At 63.6% G+C, this 17074-nt stretch carries 14 protein-coding genes; 9 read left to right on the top strand and 5 right to left on the bottom strand.

Annotation, left to right across the window (positions count from 1 at the left end; genetic code table 11):
* Positions 1-1089, bottom strand: a 1089-nt coding sequence (locus ACYP01_RS22280; RefSeq protein ID WP_459682487.1) for a lycopene cyclase family protein, incomplete at its 3' end; no start/stop codon positions are given.
* Positions 1090-1099: 10 nt separating this feature from the next.
* Positions 1100-1885: an SDR family oxidoreductase gene (locus tag ACYP01_RS22275; RefSeq protein ID WP_003944941.1), complete on the bottom strand. Its 786-nt coding sequence runs from the start codon at positions 1883-1885 to the stop codon at positions 1100-1102.
* A 129-nt stretch (positions 1886-2014) separates the two neighbouring features.
* On the opposite strand from ACYP01_RS22275, the gene ACYP01_RS22270 reads away from it, so the two are divergent.
* A complete protein-coding gene (locus ACYP01_RS22270) occupies positions 2015-3646 on the top strand; it encodes an ABC-F family ATP-binding cassette domain-containing protein (protein ID WP_003944932.1) in 1632 nt (543 codons plus the stop codon).
* A 60-nt stretch (positions 3647-3706) separates the two neighbouring features.
* Here ACYP01_RS22270 and ACYP01_RS22265 read toward each other — a convergent pair whose 3' ends face one another.
* Positions 3707-4273, bottom strand: coding sequence for a TetR/AcrR family transcriptional regulator (locus tag ACYP01_RS22265; RefSeq protein WP_003944970.1), 567 nt, complete (start codon positions 4271-4273; stop codon positions 3707-3709).
* A 180-nt stretch (positions 4274-4453) separates the two neighbouring features.
* Positions 4454-7255 carry an aconitate hydratase AcnA gene (gene acnA, locus ACYP01_RS22260; RefSeq protein WP_007727883.1) on the bottom strand — a complete coding sequence of 934 codons (2802 nt, stop codon included), beginning with the start codon at positions 7253-7255 and terminating at the stop codon, positions 4454-4456.
* A gap of 456 nt (positions 7256-7711) precedes the next feature.
* Here acnA and ACYP01_RS22255 point away from each other — a divergent pair, with 456 nt between their 5' ends.
* From ACYP01_RS22255 to ACYP01_RS22220, 8 genes are all read left to right on the top strand, one after another.
* Positions 7712-8302 carry an Rv1476 family membrane protein gene (locus ACYP01_RS22255; protein ID WP_021332993.1) on the top strand — a complete coding sequence of 197 codons (591 nt, stop codon included), beginning with the start codon at positions 7712-7714 and terminating at the stop codon, positions 8300-8302.
* A gap of 451 nt (positions 8303-8753) precedes the next feature.
* Positions 8754-10301, top strand: a complete 1548-nt coding sequence (locus ACYP01_RS22250) for an NlpC/P60 family protein (protein ID WP_003944866.1) — start codon at positions 8754-8756, stop codon at positions 10299-10301.
* A gap of 150 nt (positions 10302-10451) precedes the next feature.
* Positions 10452-11648, top strand: a complete 1197-nt coding sequence (locus ACYP01_RS22245) for an AAA family ATPase (RefSeq protein ID WP_003944917.1) — start codon at positions 10452-10454, stop codon at positions 11646-11648.
* Positions 11645-12637 (top strand): DUF58 domain-containing protein, encoded by a 993-nt coding sequence (locus tag ACYP01_RS22240; protein ID WP_003944991.1) that lies wholly within the window; start codon positions 11645-11647, stop codon positions 12635-12637. The genes ACYP01_RS22245 and ACYP01_RS22240 overlap by 4 nt, the downstream gene beginning before the upstream one ends.
* Positions 12634-13614, top strand: a complete 981-nt coding sequence (locus ACYP01_RS22235; RefSeq protein WP_459682480.1) for a VWA domain-containing protein — start codon at positions 12634-12636, stop codon at positions 13612-13614. Before ACYP01_RS22240 ends, ACYP01_RS22235 begins: the two co-directional genes overlap by 4 nt.
* Positions 13615-13684: 70 nt before the next feature.
* Positions 13685-14434, top strand: coding sequence for a 3-oxoacyl-ACP reductase FabG1 (gene fabG1, locus ACYP01_RS22230; protein WP_007727875.1), 750 nt, complete (start codon positions 13685-13687; stop codon positions 14432-14434).
* A gap of 57 nt (positions 14435-14491) precedes the next feature.
* Positions 14492-15289, top strand: a complete 798-nt coding sequence (inhA, locus tag ACYP01_RS22225) for an NADH-dependent enoyl-ACP reductase InhA (protein ID WP_003944803.1) — start codon at positions 14492-14494, stop codon at positions 15287-15289.
* Between the two features lie 84 nt (positions 15290-15373).
* Entirely contained in the window at positions 15374-16426 is a 1053-nt protein-coding gene (locus ACYP01_RS22220; RefSeq protein WP_047270404.1) for a ferrochelatase, read from the top strand.
* Between the two features lie 11 nt (positions 16427-16437).
* Here ACYP01_RS22220 and ACYP01_RS22215 read toward each other — a convergent pair whose 3' ends face one another.
* Complete coding sequence (locus ACYP01_RS22215) at positions 16438-17046, bottom strand: transcriptional regulator (RefSeq protein WP_459682477.1); 609 nt, start codon at positions 17044-17046, stop codon at positions 16438-16440.
* Between the last annotated feature and the right edge of the window lie 28 nt (positions 17047-17074).

Below are 17074 nucleotides of genomic sequence, written 5' to 3'. Positions count from 1 at the left end.
CCACGGTGACGATCGGAACAGGGTTGCCATCACCTTCGCCGTCGCGGACGCGTCCCGCCGATCGGACAGGTAGGACCGCTGAGCCTCGACCGGTAGATCGAAGAACGTGTCGAAGAATGTCGCGACCTCTCTCGAGCCGAGGGTGAGAAGTGCGTTCAGGCCAACGCGGCGAAGGGCAGACACCGCCTTGGCCGACCGCGGCCAGAGCGCCGCGTTGGGATCTCCACCGTCGGCGATTGCTTTGGCGACAGCGTCTGCCTCGGCGAGTGACGAGGCAACGCTGTATCCGGTTGCCGGATGCATCAGACCGCCTCGCCCGCCGAACCGGAGGACACCGTCGGGGAACGACTCCTTCGGGCCTTCGACTGCAAAACGGACTCGCTCGACCGGTGCGTCGTCGGGGACTTCGCAGCCCCGATTGTGAAGCCGGGTGCGCAGACGCGCTTCGAGTTCGCGGAGCCCCAACGCCGGCCGGCCGACGAGGCAGGTCTCCTCGAGGAGAACTCGCTCGTCATCGAGTGGGACCGCATAGAGAAACGACGGAGTGTCGGCGTCGGAGGCGCCGTTGTCTGTTCGCCAGTCCATGAACCAGGCTTCGCCACCACCCAGAATCGGATCGGCCAGAGCGCGGTCGACGATCACTCCGAAGGCGGTCTGCTGGGCGGTTGTCACCGTCAGTTCGGTACCCCGGGCGTCGATGACGACGGATCCTGTCAGCTGCGATCCGTCCACGCACAGGACTGCGGTAGGGGACAGTGTTTGAGCACGCAAGGCTCTGAACTGTACGGATGTGCCCGAGAGAAATGATTGCAGTAAAGATGTATTCAATACGCAATATGTGCGATCAAGCGTTTTCTGTCTGCGGGTCCACACGCTCGGGCGTTCGATCCGGCTTGCGATCACATCGTCCGGCAGCCACGACGGCAGCTCGTCAGCCCACGCCGAATAGGTCGGCGTCCACACCCGATGGGGATGCGGATCGACAACGACGACGGTGAGTTGCCGGGCGATACAGCGGGTGGCGAGTGCCCGCCCGGCCGGGCCGCCACCGACGATCACCACGTCGGCGGAAGAGTTGTCTGTGCTCACGACCGGCGCACTACATCGATCCCGTTGCGAGCAGACCGCCGTCGACCCGGACCGTTTCGCCCGTGATCCACGCCGCCGCGTCGGAGACGAGGAAGCCGACCAAGCCGGCAACGTCCTCGGGGGTGCCGAGCCGCTTCATCGGGTAGCCCGCCGACGCCTTGTCCTCGCCGGCAGCGACCAGGGCTGCCGCGAACTGCGTCTTGACGATCCCGGGAGCTACGGCGTTGACACGAATCTTCGGTCCCAGTTGCCAGGCCAGTTCTTCCGTCAGGCGGATGAGCGCAGCCTTCGACGCGCCGTACGCCGCGATGACGCCCGTCGACCGGATCCCGGCCACACTTGCCAGGTTCACGACGGCTCCACCGTGTTCGCCCATCCATGCCCGATGTGCTTGCTGGACGTAACCGAGGGCGGCAACCACATTCACGTCGAAGATCTTGCGCACGGCGTCGAGGTCCGCTTCCATGAGCGAACCGAAGACGGGGTTGATTCCGGTGTTGTTGACCAGAAGGTCGAGTGAACCGAATTCGGACACGGCGCGGTCGACGGCACCGGAGCGGGCTTCGGCATCGGCTGCGTTGCCCGCGAATGCGACGACCTTTCCGCCGTGCCCCAGAGCGGACAGCTCGGATGCGGCGGCCTCGAGGGGCTCCGGCTTGCGGGCTGTGATCAAGACGTCGGCACCGCGAGCGAGGAGTTCGGCGGCGACAGCTTTGCCGATTCCGCGACTTGCGCCGGTGACGATGGCGGCACGGCCTTCGAGGTCGCGAGGACGAGTGCTGTTTTCGCTAGTCATGTCCCGAACGTTAGCGGACTCACACGCTGCTGGTCGGAACGACCGCCAGGTCACGGTAAAATCGATAGTTCTTGTGTCTGTAGTCAGGCATTGTTTACCCGTATTCGTCGTTTTTCTTGAGGAGTTTGCTTGATTACCGCCACTGACCTCGAAGTTCGTGCCGGTGTCCGCACCCTTCTCACGGCTCCCGGGCCTTCGTTGCGCATCCAGCCGGGCGACCGGATCGGACTCGTCGGACGTAACGGAGCCGGAAAGACGACCACACTGCGCATCCTCGCCGGCGAAGGTGAGGCATATGCCGGAAGCGTCGTACGTACCGGTGAACTCGGATACCTCCCGCAGGACCCCAAAGAGGGCGACCTGAGCGTCCTCGCCAAGGACCGGGTTCTCTCCGCACGTGGCCTCGACACGATGCTCCGCGAGATGGAGAAGCAGCAGATTCTGATGGGCGAGGTGCTCGATCAGGAATCGCAGGACCGCGCGGTCAAGAAGTACGGTCAGCTCGAGGATCGGTTCTCGGCCCTCGGCGGATACGAAGCCGAGAGTGAAGCTGCACGCATCACCAGCAGCCTCGGTCTCGAAGACCGCATTCTCGGGCAGCCGCTCAGCACGCTGTCCGGCGGTCAGCGTCGTCGCGTCGAATTGGCGCGCATCCTCTTCGCCGCCTCCGACGGCAGCGGTGCCCGCTCGGACACGACTCTGCTGCTCGACGAGCCCACCAACCACCTCGACGCCGACTCCATCACCTGGCTGCGTGGCTTCCTCCAGAACCACGAGGGTGGACTGGTGGTCATCAGCCACGACGTCGACCTGCTCAACGACGTCGTCAACCGCGTGTGGTTCCTCGATGCCGTCCGCGGTGAGGCCGACGTCTACAACATGAACTGGAAGAAGTACCTCGACGCTCGTGCCACGGACGAGCAGCGTCGTCGCCGCGAGCGCGCCAACGCCGAGAAGAAGGCCGGTGCGCTGCGGATTCAGGCCGCCAAGATGGGCGCAAAGGCAACCAAGGCCGTCGCGGCTCAGAACATGGCCAAGCGAGCCGACAAATTGATGGCGAACCTCGATGCCGAACGTGTCTCGGACAAGGTTGCGCGGATTCGTTTCCCCGAACCCGCCGCTTGTGGCAAGACTCCGCTGATGGGCAAGAACCTCACCAAGGTGTACGGCTCGCTCGAGATCTTCACCGGTGTCGATCTCGCGATCGATCGTGGGTCTCGTGTGGTGATCCTCGGACTCAACGGTGCAGGTAAGACCACACTGCTCCGCATCCTCGCGGGCGCGGAGAAAGCGGACGCTGGTGAGCTGATCGCCGGTCACGGACTCAAGGTCGGCTACTTCGCTCAGGAGCACGACACCCTCGACGACGACGCGTCCGTGTGGGAGAACATCCGCCACGCCGCGCCGGACACAGGGGAGCAGGAACTGCGTTCGCTGCTCGGTGCCTTCATGTTCACCGGCCCGCAGCTCGAACAGCCGGCCGGAACGCTCTCGGGTGGTGAGAAGACGCGTCTGGCTCTGGCCGGTCTGGTGTCGTCCGCTGCCAATGTTCTGCTTCTCGACGAGCCCACCAACAACCTGGACCCGATCTCACGCGAGCAGGTGCTCGACGCGCTCCGCAGCTACACCGGTGCCGTCGTCCTGGTCACCCACGATCCGGGTGCTGCCGAGGCACTCAACCCCGAGCGGGTCATCCTCCTGCCCGACGGCAACGAGGACCACTGGTCGCAGGAGTACCTCGAGCTGATCCAGCTCGCCTAACCCCCTGTGCGCCTTTTTGGTAGTGGGAACTACCAAAAAGGCGCACAGGGGCGAAGCCCCTCAATCTCTCCGCCGCACCGATTCCTCGACCAGATCGAGAACCGCTGACAGGTTGTCGACGCCGTGGCCGGAGGCGATTCTCGCGACCAGGCCGTCCATCACCAGATCCAGGTATCCGATCAGAATTTCGGTGGGGACGTCGTCACGGAGTCTGCCTGCCGATTTCTGTCTGGCGAGACGCGCACTGGTCGCTTCCGTCAGTTCTACGGAGCGCTGTGACCACTTTTCGCGGAAATCGGCGTCGTTGCGCAGTCGACGCGCTATCTCCAGTCGCGTTCCCAGCCAATCGAATTGGTCGGGCTGCGCGAGCATGTCCCGCATGACCTGGACGAGGCCCTCTTCGGCGACGACATCTGCCATCCGGCTCGCATCCTCGCTTGCGAGAGCGAGGAACAGGCCGTCCTTGTCCTTGAAGTGATGGAAGATCGCTCCGCGGGACAAACCGGTGACTTCTTCGAGACGGCGAACTGTGGCGCCGTCGTAGCCGTATTCCGCAAAGCAGCGGCGGGCGCCGTCAAGGATCTGACTGCGCCGTGCCGCGAGATGGTCTTCACTGACCTTGGGCACGGGCATCCCTCCTTTGTCGGGTTGCCTGTGAACACTTTCGGCCGTAGGCGCTGAATGTCGACTCAGTGCACAAAGCGCTCACGACCACCGATGAAACCTGGTTCGCCTTCCGGCGAAAGTGGTCGTGAGCGCTTTGTGACCCGTCAGGGGCCGAAAGTGCTCACAGGCACGTAGTGCCTACTAGCCGCGGATCATGTTGCGAAGCACGTACTGCAGGATGCCACCGTTGCGGTAGTAATCCGCTTCGCCGGGGGTGTCGATGCGTACGACTGCGTCGAACACGACCTTCTCGCCGTTCTCGCGCGTCGCCGTGACCTTCATGGTCTTCGGGGTGACGCCCTCGTTGAGCTTCTCGACACCTTCGATGTCGAAGGTCTCGGTGCCGTCGAGCTTGAGCGAACCTGCGGACTCGCCGACCGGGAACTGCAGCGGGACAACGCCCATGCCGATCAGGTTGGAGCGGTGGATGCGCTCGAACGACTCGGTGATGACGGCCTTGACGCCGAGCAGGCTCGTGCCCTTGGCTGCCCAGTCACGCGAGGATCCGGAGCCGTACTCCTTGCCGCCCAGGACGACCAGCGGGATGCCGGCTGCCTGGTAGTTCTGCGACGCGTCGTAGATGAATGCCTGCGGTGCGCCTTCCTGCGTGAAGTCGCGGGTGTAACCACCCGAGACGTCGTCGAGGAGCTGGTTGCGCAGACGGATGTTCGCGAACGTTCCACGAATCATGACCTCGTGGTTACCGCGACGCGAGCCGAGCGAGTTGTAATCCGCACGCTCGACGCCATGGGAGTCGAGGTACTGCGCAGCGGGGGTACCGACCTTGATCGGACCTGCCGGGCTGATGTGGTCGGTGGTGACCGAGTCTCCGAGCAGTGCGAGGACGCGAGCGCCCTTGATGTCCTTGACCGGAGCCGGATCCATCGTCATGCCGTCGAAGTAAGGTGGCTTCCGCACGTAGGTGGAGTTCTCGTCCCACTCGAAGGTGTCACCCTTCGGGGTTTCGAGGTTCTGCCAGCGGCTGTCGCCCGCAAAGATGGTTGCGTACGACTTGCGGAACATGTCCTGGTCGATCGAGGACTTGATCGTCTCTTCGATTTCCTGCGTGGACGGCCAGATGTCCTTGAGGTAGACGGGGTTTCCGTCGGTGTCGTTACCGAGCGAATCGGTCTCGAAGTCGAAGTCCATGGTTCCGGCGAGGCCGTATGCAATCACGAGCGGCGGGGAAGCCAAGTAGTTCATCTTGACGTCGGGGGAGATACGTCCCTCGAAGTTACGGTTACCCGAGAGCACCGCGGTGACCGAGAGGTCGTTGTCGTTGATCGCCTTCGAGACTGCCTCGGGCAGCGGTCCGGTGTTACCGATGCACGTGGTGCAGCCGTAACCACCGAGGTAGTAACCGAGCTTCTCGAGGTACGGCCACAGGCCGGCCTTCTCGTAGTAATCGGTGACGACCTGCGAACCGGGAGCCATGTTGGTCTTGACCCACGGCTTGGTGGCGAGGCCCTTTTCGACGGCGTTGCGTGCGAGCAGTGCAGCACCGAGCATGACCGACGGGTTGGACGTGTTGGTGCAGGAGGTGATACCTGCAACGACGACGGCGCCGTGGTCGAGAACGAACTCACCGGCGTCGGACTTGACGACGACCGGCTTGCTCGGACGGCCTTCTGCACCGTTGGCAGCAGAGAGAACGTCGACCGCTCCGTCGTCGGCAAACGACAGAACCGCGGGATCGGAAGCCGGGAAGGACTCCTCGACGGCCTCGTCGAGCTGGGTGTGCTCGGTCGGGTGGTTCTCTTCCACGTAGTTGTGGATGTCCTTGCGGAACGCAGTCTTGGACTCCGACAACAGGATTCGGTCCTGCGGGCGCTTCGGGCCGGCGATCGAGGGAACAACGGTTCCCAGATCCAGCTCGATGTACTCCGAGAAGACGGGTTCCTTGTCAGGGTTGTGCCACAGGCCCTGTTCCTTGGCGTACGCCTCGACGAGAGCGAGCTGCTCGTCGCTGCGGCCGGTGAGGCGCAGGTATTCGATGGTCTCGGCGTCGATCGGGAAGATCGCTGCGGTGGAACCGAATTCGGGGCTCATGTTGCCCAGCGTCGCGCGGTTCGCGAGCGGAACCTCGGCAACACCGTTGCCGTAGAATTCGACGAACTTGCCGACGACGCCGTGCTTACGGAGCATCTCGGTGGCGGTGAGCACGACGTCGGTTGCGGTGACGCCGGGCTTGATCTCGCCGGAGAGCTTGAAGCCGACGACGCGGGGGATCAGCATGGAGACGGGCTGGCCGAGCATTGCTGCCTCGGCCTCGATGCCGCCGACGCCCCAGCCGAGCACGCCGAGGCCGTTGACCATCGTGGTGTGCGAGTCGGTGCCGACACAGGTGTCGGGGTATGCCTGTCCGTTACGGGACATGACGGTGGGTGCCAGGTATTCGATGTTGACCTGGTGAACGATGCCCATTCCCGGGGGGACGACCTTGAAGTCGTCGAATGCGCCCTGGCCCCAACGGAGGAACTGGTAACGCTCGCCGTTGCGCTCGTATTCGAGGTCGACGTTGCGCTCGAGTGCGTCGGCCTGGCCGAAGACGTCGAGGATGACCGAGTGGTCGATGACCATGTCGGCGGGGGAGAGCGGGTTGACCTTGTTCGGGTCGCCACCGAGGGTGGTGACGGCCTCACGCATGGTGGCGAGGTCGACGATGCAAGGAACGCCGGTGAAGTCCTGCATGATCACGCGGGCAGGCGTGAACTGGATTTCGATGCTCGGCTCGGCTGAGGGATCCCAGCTTGCGATTGCGCGGATGTGATCCGCGGTGATGTTGGCGCCGTCTTCGGTGCGGAGAAGGTTCTCGGCGAGAACCTTCAAGGAATAGGGCAATTTCTCGGTGCCGGGGACGGCCGAGAGGCGGAAGATCTCGTAAGAGTTCTCACCGACCTCGAGGGTTCCCTTGGCTCCGAATGAATCGATACTGGTGCTCACGTCTGCTCCACTCGTCTATGAGGGTCGCTACCGACGGGGCTGTGTCGGCAGCTGAAGCGAGGTACTTCGGCCGGGAAGATCCTCCGTAGCTCACGCCAATCGCACAGTTCGCGTGAGAACTGTCCGAACATCGGAGCTGCAGTAGAACCTGTCCTGACCGGTGGTACCTCTTGGTCCAAGTCTAACAGTACGCTTGTCCTGTGAGAATTCAGGGCAAGTTGACCGAAACAATCTTCATGCAGACTGCGGGCCTGCGCAACGCAGGCTTGGCTGGGTGACCGCACCCACAGCTACCGCTCGGGCGGCACGCGCGGCGGTTGTGTGTGACGCCTGGTGGCAGTCGACCTGAAGTAGGGTGCATGCAGGCCCGTCGCGGGTCGGCCGCCGAAAAACGACCTCGGAAGAACTCCCCGCATCTCAGCGGTGGACGGAATCCGAACAGCACCCGGATGAGAGATGTCTGCTCCTACAAATCACGCTTTTGCGCCTGTGCACGTGAAGTCCCCGTTGCACGTCGCTGTTCCGTCGGACGTCGATCTCGACGACGTGCTCGCGGACATTTCGACGGACGGCGTCTCCGCCCCCGCGGATGATGTTGCGGGGCTGACCGCGGTGGTGACCGACGCTCGTGAACGTGGTGTCGACTTGAGCGTCGTAGTAGTCGACGCAAATCCGGGCCGGCCGTCCGATCTTCGAGACCTGGCCACGACGGTCGGCAAAACAGAAGGCGGAACGGTTCTCGTTCTGAGCCCTGACTGGATGGGTAGCTACAGCGATTCGATCAGTCGAGTGCAGCTCGAAACTGCACAGGACCGATCTTTCGGCGAAAGCGCAAGCGTGACCGCGGACCGCTTCTCGCACGAGATCGTGGCGCCAGGTCCGCCGTGGACGCTTTACACGGTCCTTGTCATCGCAGTGGTGGCGGTTATTGCCGGAATTACCTTTGCCGTCAAGTGGCGGCGAGAGCCAGAAAACGCGCAAACCAGACATATCGCCTCGACTTCGGAAACACCAGCACCATCCGACCACCGGGCCGATTCCGTCTGACCTTGGTCCTTTTGCGAGATTTTCAGTAACTCGTCGAAAACAGGTACTCACCGCTGTTTGCGGTGAGTACCTGCCCTTTTTGGTGTCTGCATGCCATTCGACCAGCTCAAATACCGTTTGTGTTATTTGTGGCTAAAGTTTCCAAAGAACGCTTGAGTGTCGTACGGTACAACTGGCACTTTTTGGGGAAGAAGTGTCGCAGACAGGCTGATGTTGTTCGACGCGTACTTGTCGGTTGCCTTGTTCTCGAGGTGTCGACGGTGGCGTTCGTACGACACGTCCAGGTCGACGAGCAGCTCTCGGGCTGTGGGCGACCGGTGCTTGGTCTGCGCATTCCCTCCCCGCACGGATCGGCGACCCAGCGGGCCGTGGCGTTACACGCGAGGGAGAGTTATTTGTGAGGCAAGTAACACGTGGCGGCGAGTCCCGTCGTGGTCCTTCCCGTAAATCGATGCGCCTGGCGCAACTGGTCATCGGATTCGGCGTCGTCGGATCCCTGATCGTCGGGACGCCGGCCATGTCCTCGGCCGTACCGCCACCGCCGCCGAATCCGAGTGACTCGGATATCGCCGCGGCAGATTCGCAGGTCTCGTCGAGCGTCGGCACCGTCAGCGCGCTCATCAATCAAGTCGCATCGGCAAACGAACAGTTGTCGGCACTCGACAACGAAGTTGCGATCAAGCGTGAAGACGTCAACAAGACTCTCGTGGATCTGCAGAACGCTCGCGGCGCCGCAGACTCCGCAGCGCAGGCCGTCGGAGTCACGAAACAAGCTCTGAAGGACGCGTCGGCGCAGATCGAGGTCGCTCAGACGGACTTCGACAAGTACGCACGCTCGAGCTACGTCAAGGGCACCAATACTGCGTCGATCTCGTCGTTCCTCGACGCCAAGGGTCCTGGCGACGTTCTCGACCGCGCCCAGGTCCTCAAGCTTCTCGCCAATACGCAGAGTGCAGTGCTCGACGGTCTCCAGCGAGCACGTACCGAGCAGGCGAACAAGGATTCCGCGACCCGCCAGGCCAAGCAGCAGGCCGATGCCGCCGCCGAGGTCGCCGCGCAGCTGAAGGATCTGGCGGAGCAGGCGATTCAGATCGCGCGCAACGCTCTCGATCAGCAGGTAGCCAAGAAGGCCGCGATCGAAGCCGAGCGCAACTCTGCCCAGGCTCAGCTCGACGCCGCCCGCAACGCCGTCGCCGGCTTGCAGGGTCAACGCCAGGCATACGCGACCTGGGACGAACAGCGCCGCGCCGAGGAAGCTCATCAGAAGGCTCTCGAAGCCGCTGCCAAGGAAGCGGCCGCTCAGGCCGCCGCCCGTGCCGCTGCCGACCAGGCAGCCAAGGATCGAGCTGCCGCACTGGCAGCAGCCCAGCGTCCGCACACCGCGGTCGAAGACCCGACTCCGACCGTCATCCCGGACGACGACGACACCTGGACTGACGAAGAAACAGGGACCGACGAGGAAACAGGCACGGACGAAGAGACCGGCACCGACGAGGAAACGGTCACGACGCCCAAGCCCACCACCCCGAAGCCGACGACGCCGAAACCCACCACTCCGAAGCCTTCCGTCACCGGAAGCGCTGCAATCGAATCCGTCATCGACCGCGGAATGTCTCAGCTAGGCGTGCAGTATGCCTGGGGCGGCGGCGACGAGAACGGTCCGACGCGAGGCATCCGTGACGGCGGCGTCGCTGACAGTTACGGCGACTTCAACAAGGTCGGGTTCGACTGCTCCGGCTTGATGATTTATGCCTTTGCCGGCATCGGGATCTCGCTGCCGCACTACACCGGCTATCAGTACACCGCAGGCACGCAGGTTCCGTCTTCGGAGATGAAGCGCGGCGACATGATCTTCTACGGCCCCAACGCCAGCCAACACGTGGCGCTCTACCTCGGTAACGGTCAGATGCTCGAGGCACCACAATCCGGTTCGAGTGTCATGGTCTCACCGGTTCGGTGGGGCGGAATGACGCCGTACGCCGTCCGACTGGTGTCCTGACCGTCAGAGGAAATGCCGCTGACACCCGCATTGTCAGGGAAGTATCAAGTTCCCGACGTGGTGTTACGGCATCGAGCGCAACTACCTGGAATAGTTGACGGGGAACACGTTACTGTCGGTACTTTTCTAGGTGAAAGCGATGGATTCTTGGTGACCTCACGTGAAGATTCGGTCGGAACGGTCGACGTAAGCAAGGCGAGTGGAAGTGCGGACGGAGCAGCACCTTCCCTGGCAGCCGACGTTCAGACCTTGGAACGAGCGATTTACGAGGTCAAGCGAGTCATCGTCGGGCAGGACCGGCTTGTCGAGCGCATTCTCGTCGGACTTCTCGCCAAGGGGCACGTCCTCCTCGAAGGCGTACCCGGTGTCGCCAAGACGCTGGCCGTCGAGACTTTCGCGAAGGTCGTCGGCGGTTCGTTCTCCCGCGTCCAGTTCACCCCGGACTTGGTGCCCACCGACCTGATCGGCACGCGCATCTACCGTCAGGGCCGCGAGGAGTTCGACACCGAACTCGGACCCGTCGTCGCCAACTTCGTGTTGGCCGACGAGATCAACCGTGCCCCGGCCAAGGTGCAGTCCGCGCTCCTCGAGGTGATGGCAGAACGCCACGTCTCGATCGGTGGCAAGCGGTACCACATGCCCGATCCGTTCCTGGTGATGGCGACGCAGAACCCCATCGAGAACGAGGGCGTCTACCCGCTCCCCGAAGCGCAGCGCGACCGCTTCCTGTTCAAGATCCTCGTCGATTACCCGACAGTGGAGGAAGAACGCGAAATCGTCTACCGGATGGGCGTCGCGGCCCCGGAGCCGCACCAGATCCTCGGTCCGGAGGAGTTGGTCAGGCTCCAACGCGTCGCCAGCAACGTCTTCGTTCACCACGCGCTCGTCGATTACGTTGTCCGGGTCATCGCCGCTACGCGTACGCCGCGTGAGGTCGGACTCGAGGACGTCGCCGGCTGGATCGCGTACGGCGCCTCACCCCGCGCGACGCTCGGCATCATCGCCGCGTCGCGAGCTCTCGCTCTCGTCCGCGGGCGCGACTACGTAGTGCCGCAGGACGTCATCGAGGTGATCCCGGACGTGTTGCGTCACCGTCTCGTTCTTTCCTACGACGCCATGGCCGACGAGGTGACTCCCGACGCCGTCATCGCCCGGGTGCTGCAGACCGTCGGACTGCCGCAGATCGCCGCGCGGCCGGTTCCTACCGTTCCCGGACCGCCCCAGCAGGGCGCACCGCAAGCACCGCAGTTCAACGCACCGGGCACAGCTAATCCGCAGGGCACAGCTAATCCGCAGGGCAACGGCGCGCCGATCGCGACCGCTGAGACGATGAGTCGCCCGCAGTGACCGAAGGCCGCGACGGTGGCCAGGCGACACCCGCCGGATCCACCGGTTCTCCGCCGTCGTTCCGATCCGGCGAGCTCAGCGACCCCAAACTCACCGCTGCGCTGCGCACCCTCGAACTGACGGTTCGCCGCCGCCTCGACGGTGTGCTGCACGGCGATCATCTCGGCCTGATTCCCGGTCCGGGTTCGGAGCCGGGAGATGCCCGCGAGTATCAGCCGGGCGACGACGTGCGGCAGATGGACTGGTCCGTCACCGCACGGACGACGCACCCACACGTGCGTCAGTCTGTCGCAGATCGTGAGCTCGAGACGTGGCTCGTCATCGACTTGTCCGCAAGTCTCGACTTCGGGACCGCCGGATGCGAGAAGCGCGACCTGGTCGTCGCCGCAGCCGCGGCCATCACTCACCTGACCAGTTCGGGCGGTAACCGCGTCGGCGCCATCATCTCGACCGGCGCACAGACAACTCGAATTCCGGCCCGCGGTGGGCGAATTCACGCACAGGCGATGCTCCGCAAGATCGCGACGACTCCGCACGCGCCGGACGGGGTACGCGGTGATCTGGTCGGCGCGATCGAAGCGCTCAGACGCCCACAGCGTCGACGCGGACTCGCGGTGGTCATCAGTGACTTCCTCGGACCGATCGACTGGGAACGCTCGCTGCGCGCCATTTCAGGACGGCACGACGTGCTCGGTGTCGAAGTGGTCGATCCGCGAGACCTCGAACTGCCCGACGTGGGCGACGTGGTGCTCCACGATCCCGAGTCCGGCCGGACCAGAGAATTCACCACGACGCCGCAATTGCGCGCCGACTTCGCCAGAGTCGCCGCCGAGCACCGCGTAGAGGTCAGGCAAGCTCTACGTCGTTGCGGCGCACCGCTCATGTCCCTGCACACCGACAGGGACTGGATCGCCGACGTCGTGAGATTCATCTCGGCACGCCGACACAGTTATGGTGCCGGCGCCGGAACTGGGGGCGTTCGTTCGTGAGTCTTTCTCAATTCACCGCACCGTGGTGGCTGCTGTTCCTCGCTGTCATCGCCGCGTTGGTGGTCGGTTACGTACTCGTACAGAAGCAGCGGGCCAAGCACACACTTCGGTTCACGAACTTCGCACTGTTGGAGAAGGTGGCGCCCTCTCGGCCCGGGCGGTGGCGCCATGTTCCGGCGATTCTGATGGTCGTCGCGTTGGTGTTCTTCACCGTCGCCCTTGCCGGTCCGACGGCAGACAAGAAGGTCCCGCGAAACCGTGCCACGGTGATCCTCGTGATCGACGTGTCGCTGTCGATGCAGGCCACCGACGTCGAGCCGACGCGATTGGCAGCAGCGCAGGAAGCTGCCAAGTCGTTCGCCGACGGTCTGACTCCCGGCATCAACCTCGGGTTGGTCGCATTTGCCGGAACCGCTTCGGTTCTGGTGTCGCCCACCACGAATCGTGACGCGACGAAGGTCGCTATCGACAACCTCAAGCTCAGTGAGCGAACGGCGACGGGCGAAGCGATCTTCACCTCGTTGCAGTCGATCGACACGCTGTCGGCTGTTCTCGGCGGCAGCGATCAGGCGCCACCGGCGCGCATCGTGTTGCTGTCCGACGGTAAGCAGACCGTTCCCGAGAACTCGGACGATCCGCGGGGCGGATTCACCGCTGCCCGTCAGGCCAAGGACAAGGGCGTTCCGATCTCGACCATTTCCTTCGGAACGACATACGGGCGAGTCGAGATCGAAGGAGACCGAATCCCCGTCCCGGTCGACGACGCGTCATTGAAGGAGATCGCCAACCTTTCCGGCGGAAGTTTCTTCACGGCATCGAGCCTCGAAGAACTGCGCCAGGTGTACGACACGCTCGAAGAGCAGATCGGTTTCGAGACGACACGAGGCGATGCGAGTCGACCTTGGTTGGTCCTCGGCGTCGTGTTCGCGACCGCTGGTCTGACGATTGCCCTGGTACGCAGGCAGCGTCTGCCCTGATCGAGAGCAGTTCCGAATTGTCCAAATACCGCTGGTACGCGGCCCGCAGAGAATTGATAGGTTGATCGCCATGTCTACCCCTCCCACGACAGTGGTTTCCGAACGGACCGTCACCACACCTCGCTCGGTGCTCGTCACCGGCGGTAACCGCGGGATCGGCTTGGCCGTCGCTCAGCGGCTCGCCGCAGACGGCCACAAGGTAGCCGTCACGCACCGCGGTTCCGGTGTCCCCGAAGGGTTGTTCGGCGTCGTGTGCGACGTCACCGACACCGAGTCGATCGACCGTGCGTTCAAAGAGGTCGAAGCGCACCAAGGGCCGGTCGAGGTCATCGTCGCCAATGCCGGCGTCACCGACGACACACTGATCATGCGAATGAGCGAAGAGCAGTTCACGAGCGTCGTCGACGCGAACCTCACCGGTACGTTCCGCCTCTCGAAGCGTGCGACCCGGTCGATGCTGCGCGCGCGTTTCGGACGGTTCATCTTCCTCGGCTCTGTGGTGGGTCTGGCAGGACAAGCCGGCCAGGTCAACTACGCAGCGTCCAAAGCAGGCATCGTCGGTATCGCTCGTTCCCTGACAAGGGAACTCGGCTCACGTTCGATCACCGCCAACGTCGTCGCACCAGGTTTCATCGAGACCGACATGACGGCAGCACTGGGCGACGACGTCAAGGACAAGGCCACCGAGTTCATCCCGTTGCAGCGGACCGGAAAGCCGGAAGATGTTGCAGCAGTTGTCAGTTTCCTCGCCTCCGACGATTCGGCCTACGTCTCGGGTGCGGTCATCCCCGTCGACGGTGGACTCGGCATGGGCCACTGATCCGCTTTTTCGCACACGCACACCTTTCTCGTACGTCTGAAATCAGGAGGACATCTCATGGGCGGCTTGCTCGAGGGTAAGACCATTCTTGTCACCGGCATCATCACCGATTCGTCGATCGCGTTCCACGTGGCCAAGGTCGCGCAGGAGCAGGGCGCAAAGGTACTGATCACCGGATTCGATCGTCTGCGCCTCATCGACCGCATCGCCCAGCGCCTGCCGCAGCCCGTGCCGCCGGCAATCTCGCTCAACGTCCAGAGCTCGGAGGATCTCGCATCTCTCGCCGAGCGTGTGCGCGAGCTGGCTCCCGAGGGTATCGACGGCGTCGTCCACTCGATCGGCTTCGCTCCCCGCTCCTGCCTGGGAAGCCCGTTCATGGATGCGCCGTGGGAAGACGTGGCGGTCGCACTCGAGGTGTCCGCATACTCGTACAGCGCACTGGCCAAGGCCTTGCTGCCGGTGCTCAACGACAACGCGTCCATCGTCGGAATGGATTTCGATCCGGCACGCGCAATGCCCTTCTACAACTGGATGGGTGTCTCCAAGGCAACCCTCGAGGCCGTCAATCGGTACGTGGCCAAAGAGGTCGGCGTCCGCGGCATCCGCTCGAACCTGGTGTCCTCCGGCCCGATCAAGACCCTGGCCGCCAAGGCCATTGCCGGTGACAGCACCGGTCCGGGCGCGGAGTTGGACAAGCTGAACACCGCCTGGGACGGTGCTGCGCCCATCGGCTGGGACGTCGACGATCGCGAGCCGGTCGCCAAAACGGTCTGCACCGTCCTCTCGGATTGGTTGCCCGGCACGACCGCGTCGATCATCTACGTCGACGGCGGCTTCCACGCGATGGTCGGCTAGTAGCACCCCTTCTACTACGCAGGTGAGTACCCGGGTGACTCCCGCCGAACGGCATCGCGCAAGATTGAACTCATGACCGCAAGTATGGACATGCAGTTCGATGCTCTTCTCGTTTTGTCGTTCGGCGGTCCCGAAAAACCCGAAGACGTACGGCCGTTCCTCGAAAACGTCACGCGCGGTAGGGGAGTGCCACCGGAGCGGCTCGACGCCGTCGTCGAGCACTACATGCATTTCGGTGGAGTTTCGCCCATCAACGCGCTCAACCGAGACCTGATCGAACGGGTCGAAGGTGAGCTGGCAGCAGCCGGCGTGGATTTGCCCGTGTACTTCGGCAACCGCAACTGGCACCCGATGGTCGAAGACACCGTTGCCAAGATGCGCGAGGACGGTGTCCGCAACGCCGCCGTGTTCGCCACGTCGGCGTGGGGTGGTTACTCCGGATGTCGGCAGTACCACGAGGACATCGCCCGCGCCCGTGAGGCGGTCGGTGACGGCGCACCGACGCTGACAAAACTTCGCCAGTACTACGACCATCCGCTGGTCGTCGGCGCGTTCGCCGACGGTGTGCGCGCGGCCCGCGCAGAGTTGCCCGAAGCGACTCGCGATACTGCGCGCCTGGTGTTCACCGCGCATTCGGTACCGAGTGCCGCAGACCGCAATGCAGGGCCGCCGGCAGAGGGCGGAAACCTCTACAGTCGACAGGTCGCCGAGGCCGCGAAGTTGGTTGCCGAGGCCGTCGGCGCCGAGGATTTCGATCTGGTGTGGCAGTCGCGATCAGGCCCGCCGCAGGTTCCGTGGCTGGACCCCGACATCTGTGATCACCTGGATACGTTGTCCGCCAAGGATGTTCGCGCCGTGATCGTATGCCCCGTCGGTTTCGTCTCCGATCACCTCGAAGTGGTGTGGGACCTGGACACCGAGGCCAAGGACAAGGCAGCCGAACTCGGGATGGATTTCGTTCGGGCAGCAACGCCCGGCCGCGATCAGCGTTTCGCGCAGCTGGTGCCCACGCTCGTTCGGGAACTGGCCGAGGCCGAGCAGCCACTGCGACTGGGGGTCGAGCCGCTGCTCGGCTCGACCACCAACGGTCTCTCGTGTGCGGTCAATTGCTGCGCGGCCGTTCAGCGTCCCCGCTGACGGTCCGACGCTCAGGTGTTCGGATGCTTGAGCTTTCCGCAGGGCCCGGGAACGGTGGACGTGCTGCGCGAGGTGAGGAGCGTCTCGACGATCTGTCGATTCTCGGGGCTCAGTGACGGGTCTATGTAGTTGAGTTCGGGCGCGCCCAGTTCGCGGACTCGCCCGGCGAGGGTCGCGACAAACGAGACGCGTTCTTCGTCGTCGTCGTTGACGTCGTGGATCTGCAGCACCGACACCGGAAACTTGCGCAGCGTCACAGGCAGGAAGCGGGCGCCGAGCACATGGTCGACGTTGAATCCCGCCCACTGCCCCTGGTTGGCCTCCACGCATTCGGCGTCGGAGTGAATTGCGCTCTCGCCGATGTACTTACGTGCGGGCAGCATCTTCTTGGGGGCAAGTTCGGATGCGCCCTGCTGAAGGACGGGAAAGTCGCCGTCCGAGTACAACCAGGGCTGGTTGGCCATCTTGATCAACCGACCGGCGTCCAGATCCGGGAGATAGCGAGACTTGAGGAGAAACGCGACGCTGTCGACCGAGATGCCCAGCAGTTCTGCGGCCTTCTGTCGGCTCATCGCGAACGTCGGGGCATTCTTCGGGGCGATCTGGATCAAATTGACCATGCGAACTCCTGTAAGTGTTCAATTGTTG

It is taken from the genome of Rhodococcus sp. no. 34 (assembly GCF_054589475.1).
The sequence above is the reverse complement of the archived record's forward strand: the minus strand, read 5'-3'. Positions and strand labels throughout refer to the sequence as shown.

What these genes read in the sequence shown, in the direction of transcription:
- ACYP01_RS22220 (WP_047270404.1), top strand. Translation starts at nt 15,374, where the DNA reads ATGGACATGCAGTTCGATGCTCTTCTCGTTTTGTCGTTCGGCGGTCCC.
- ACYP01_RS22275 (WP_003944941.1), bottom strand. Translation starts at nt 1,885, where the DNA reads ATGACTAGCGAAAACAGCACTCGTCCTCGCGACCTCGAAGGCCGTGCC.
- fabG1 (WP_007727875.1), top strand. Translation starts at nt 13,685, where the DNA reads ATGTCTACCCCTCCCACGACAGTGGTTTCCGAACGGACCGTCACCACA.
- inhA (WP_003944803.1), top strand. Translation starts at nt 14,492, where the DNA reads ATGGGCGGCTTGCTCGAGGGTAAGACCATTCTTGTCACCGGCATCATC.
- ACYP01_RS22215 (WP_459682477.1), bottom strand. Translation starts at nt 17,046, where the DNA reads ATGGTCAATTTGATCCAGATCGCCCCGAAGAATGCCCCGACGTTCGCG.
- ACYP01_RS22250 (WP_003944866.1), top strand. Translation starts at nt 8,754, where the DNA reads ATGCGCCTGGCGCAACTGGTCATCGGATTCGGCGTCGTCGGATCCCTG.
- ACYP01_RS22255 (WP_021332993.1), top strand. Translation starts at nt 7,712, where the DNA reads ATGTCTGCTCCTACAAATCACGCTTTTGCGCCTGTGCACGTGAAGTCC.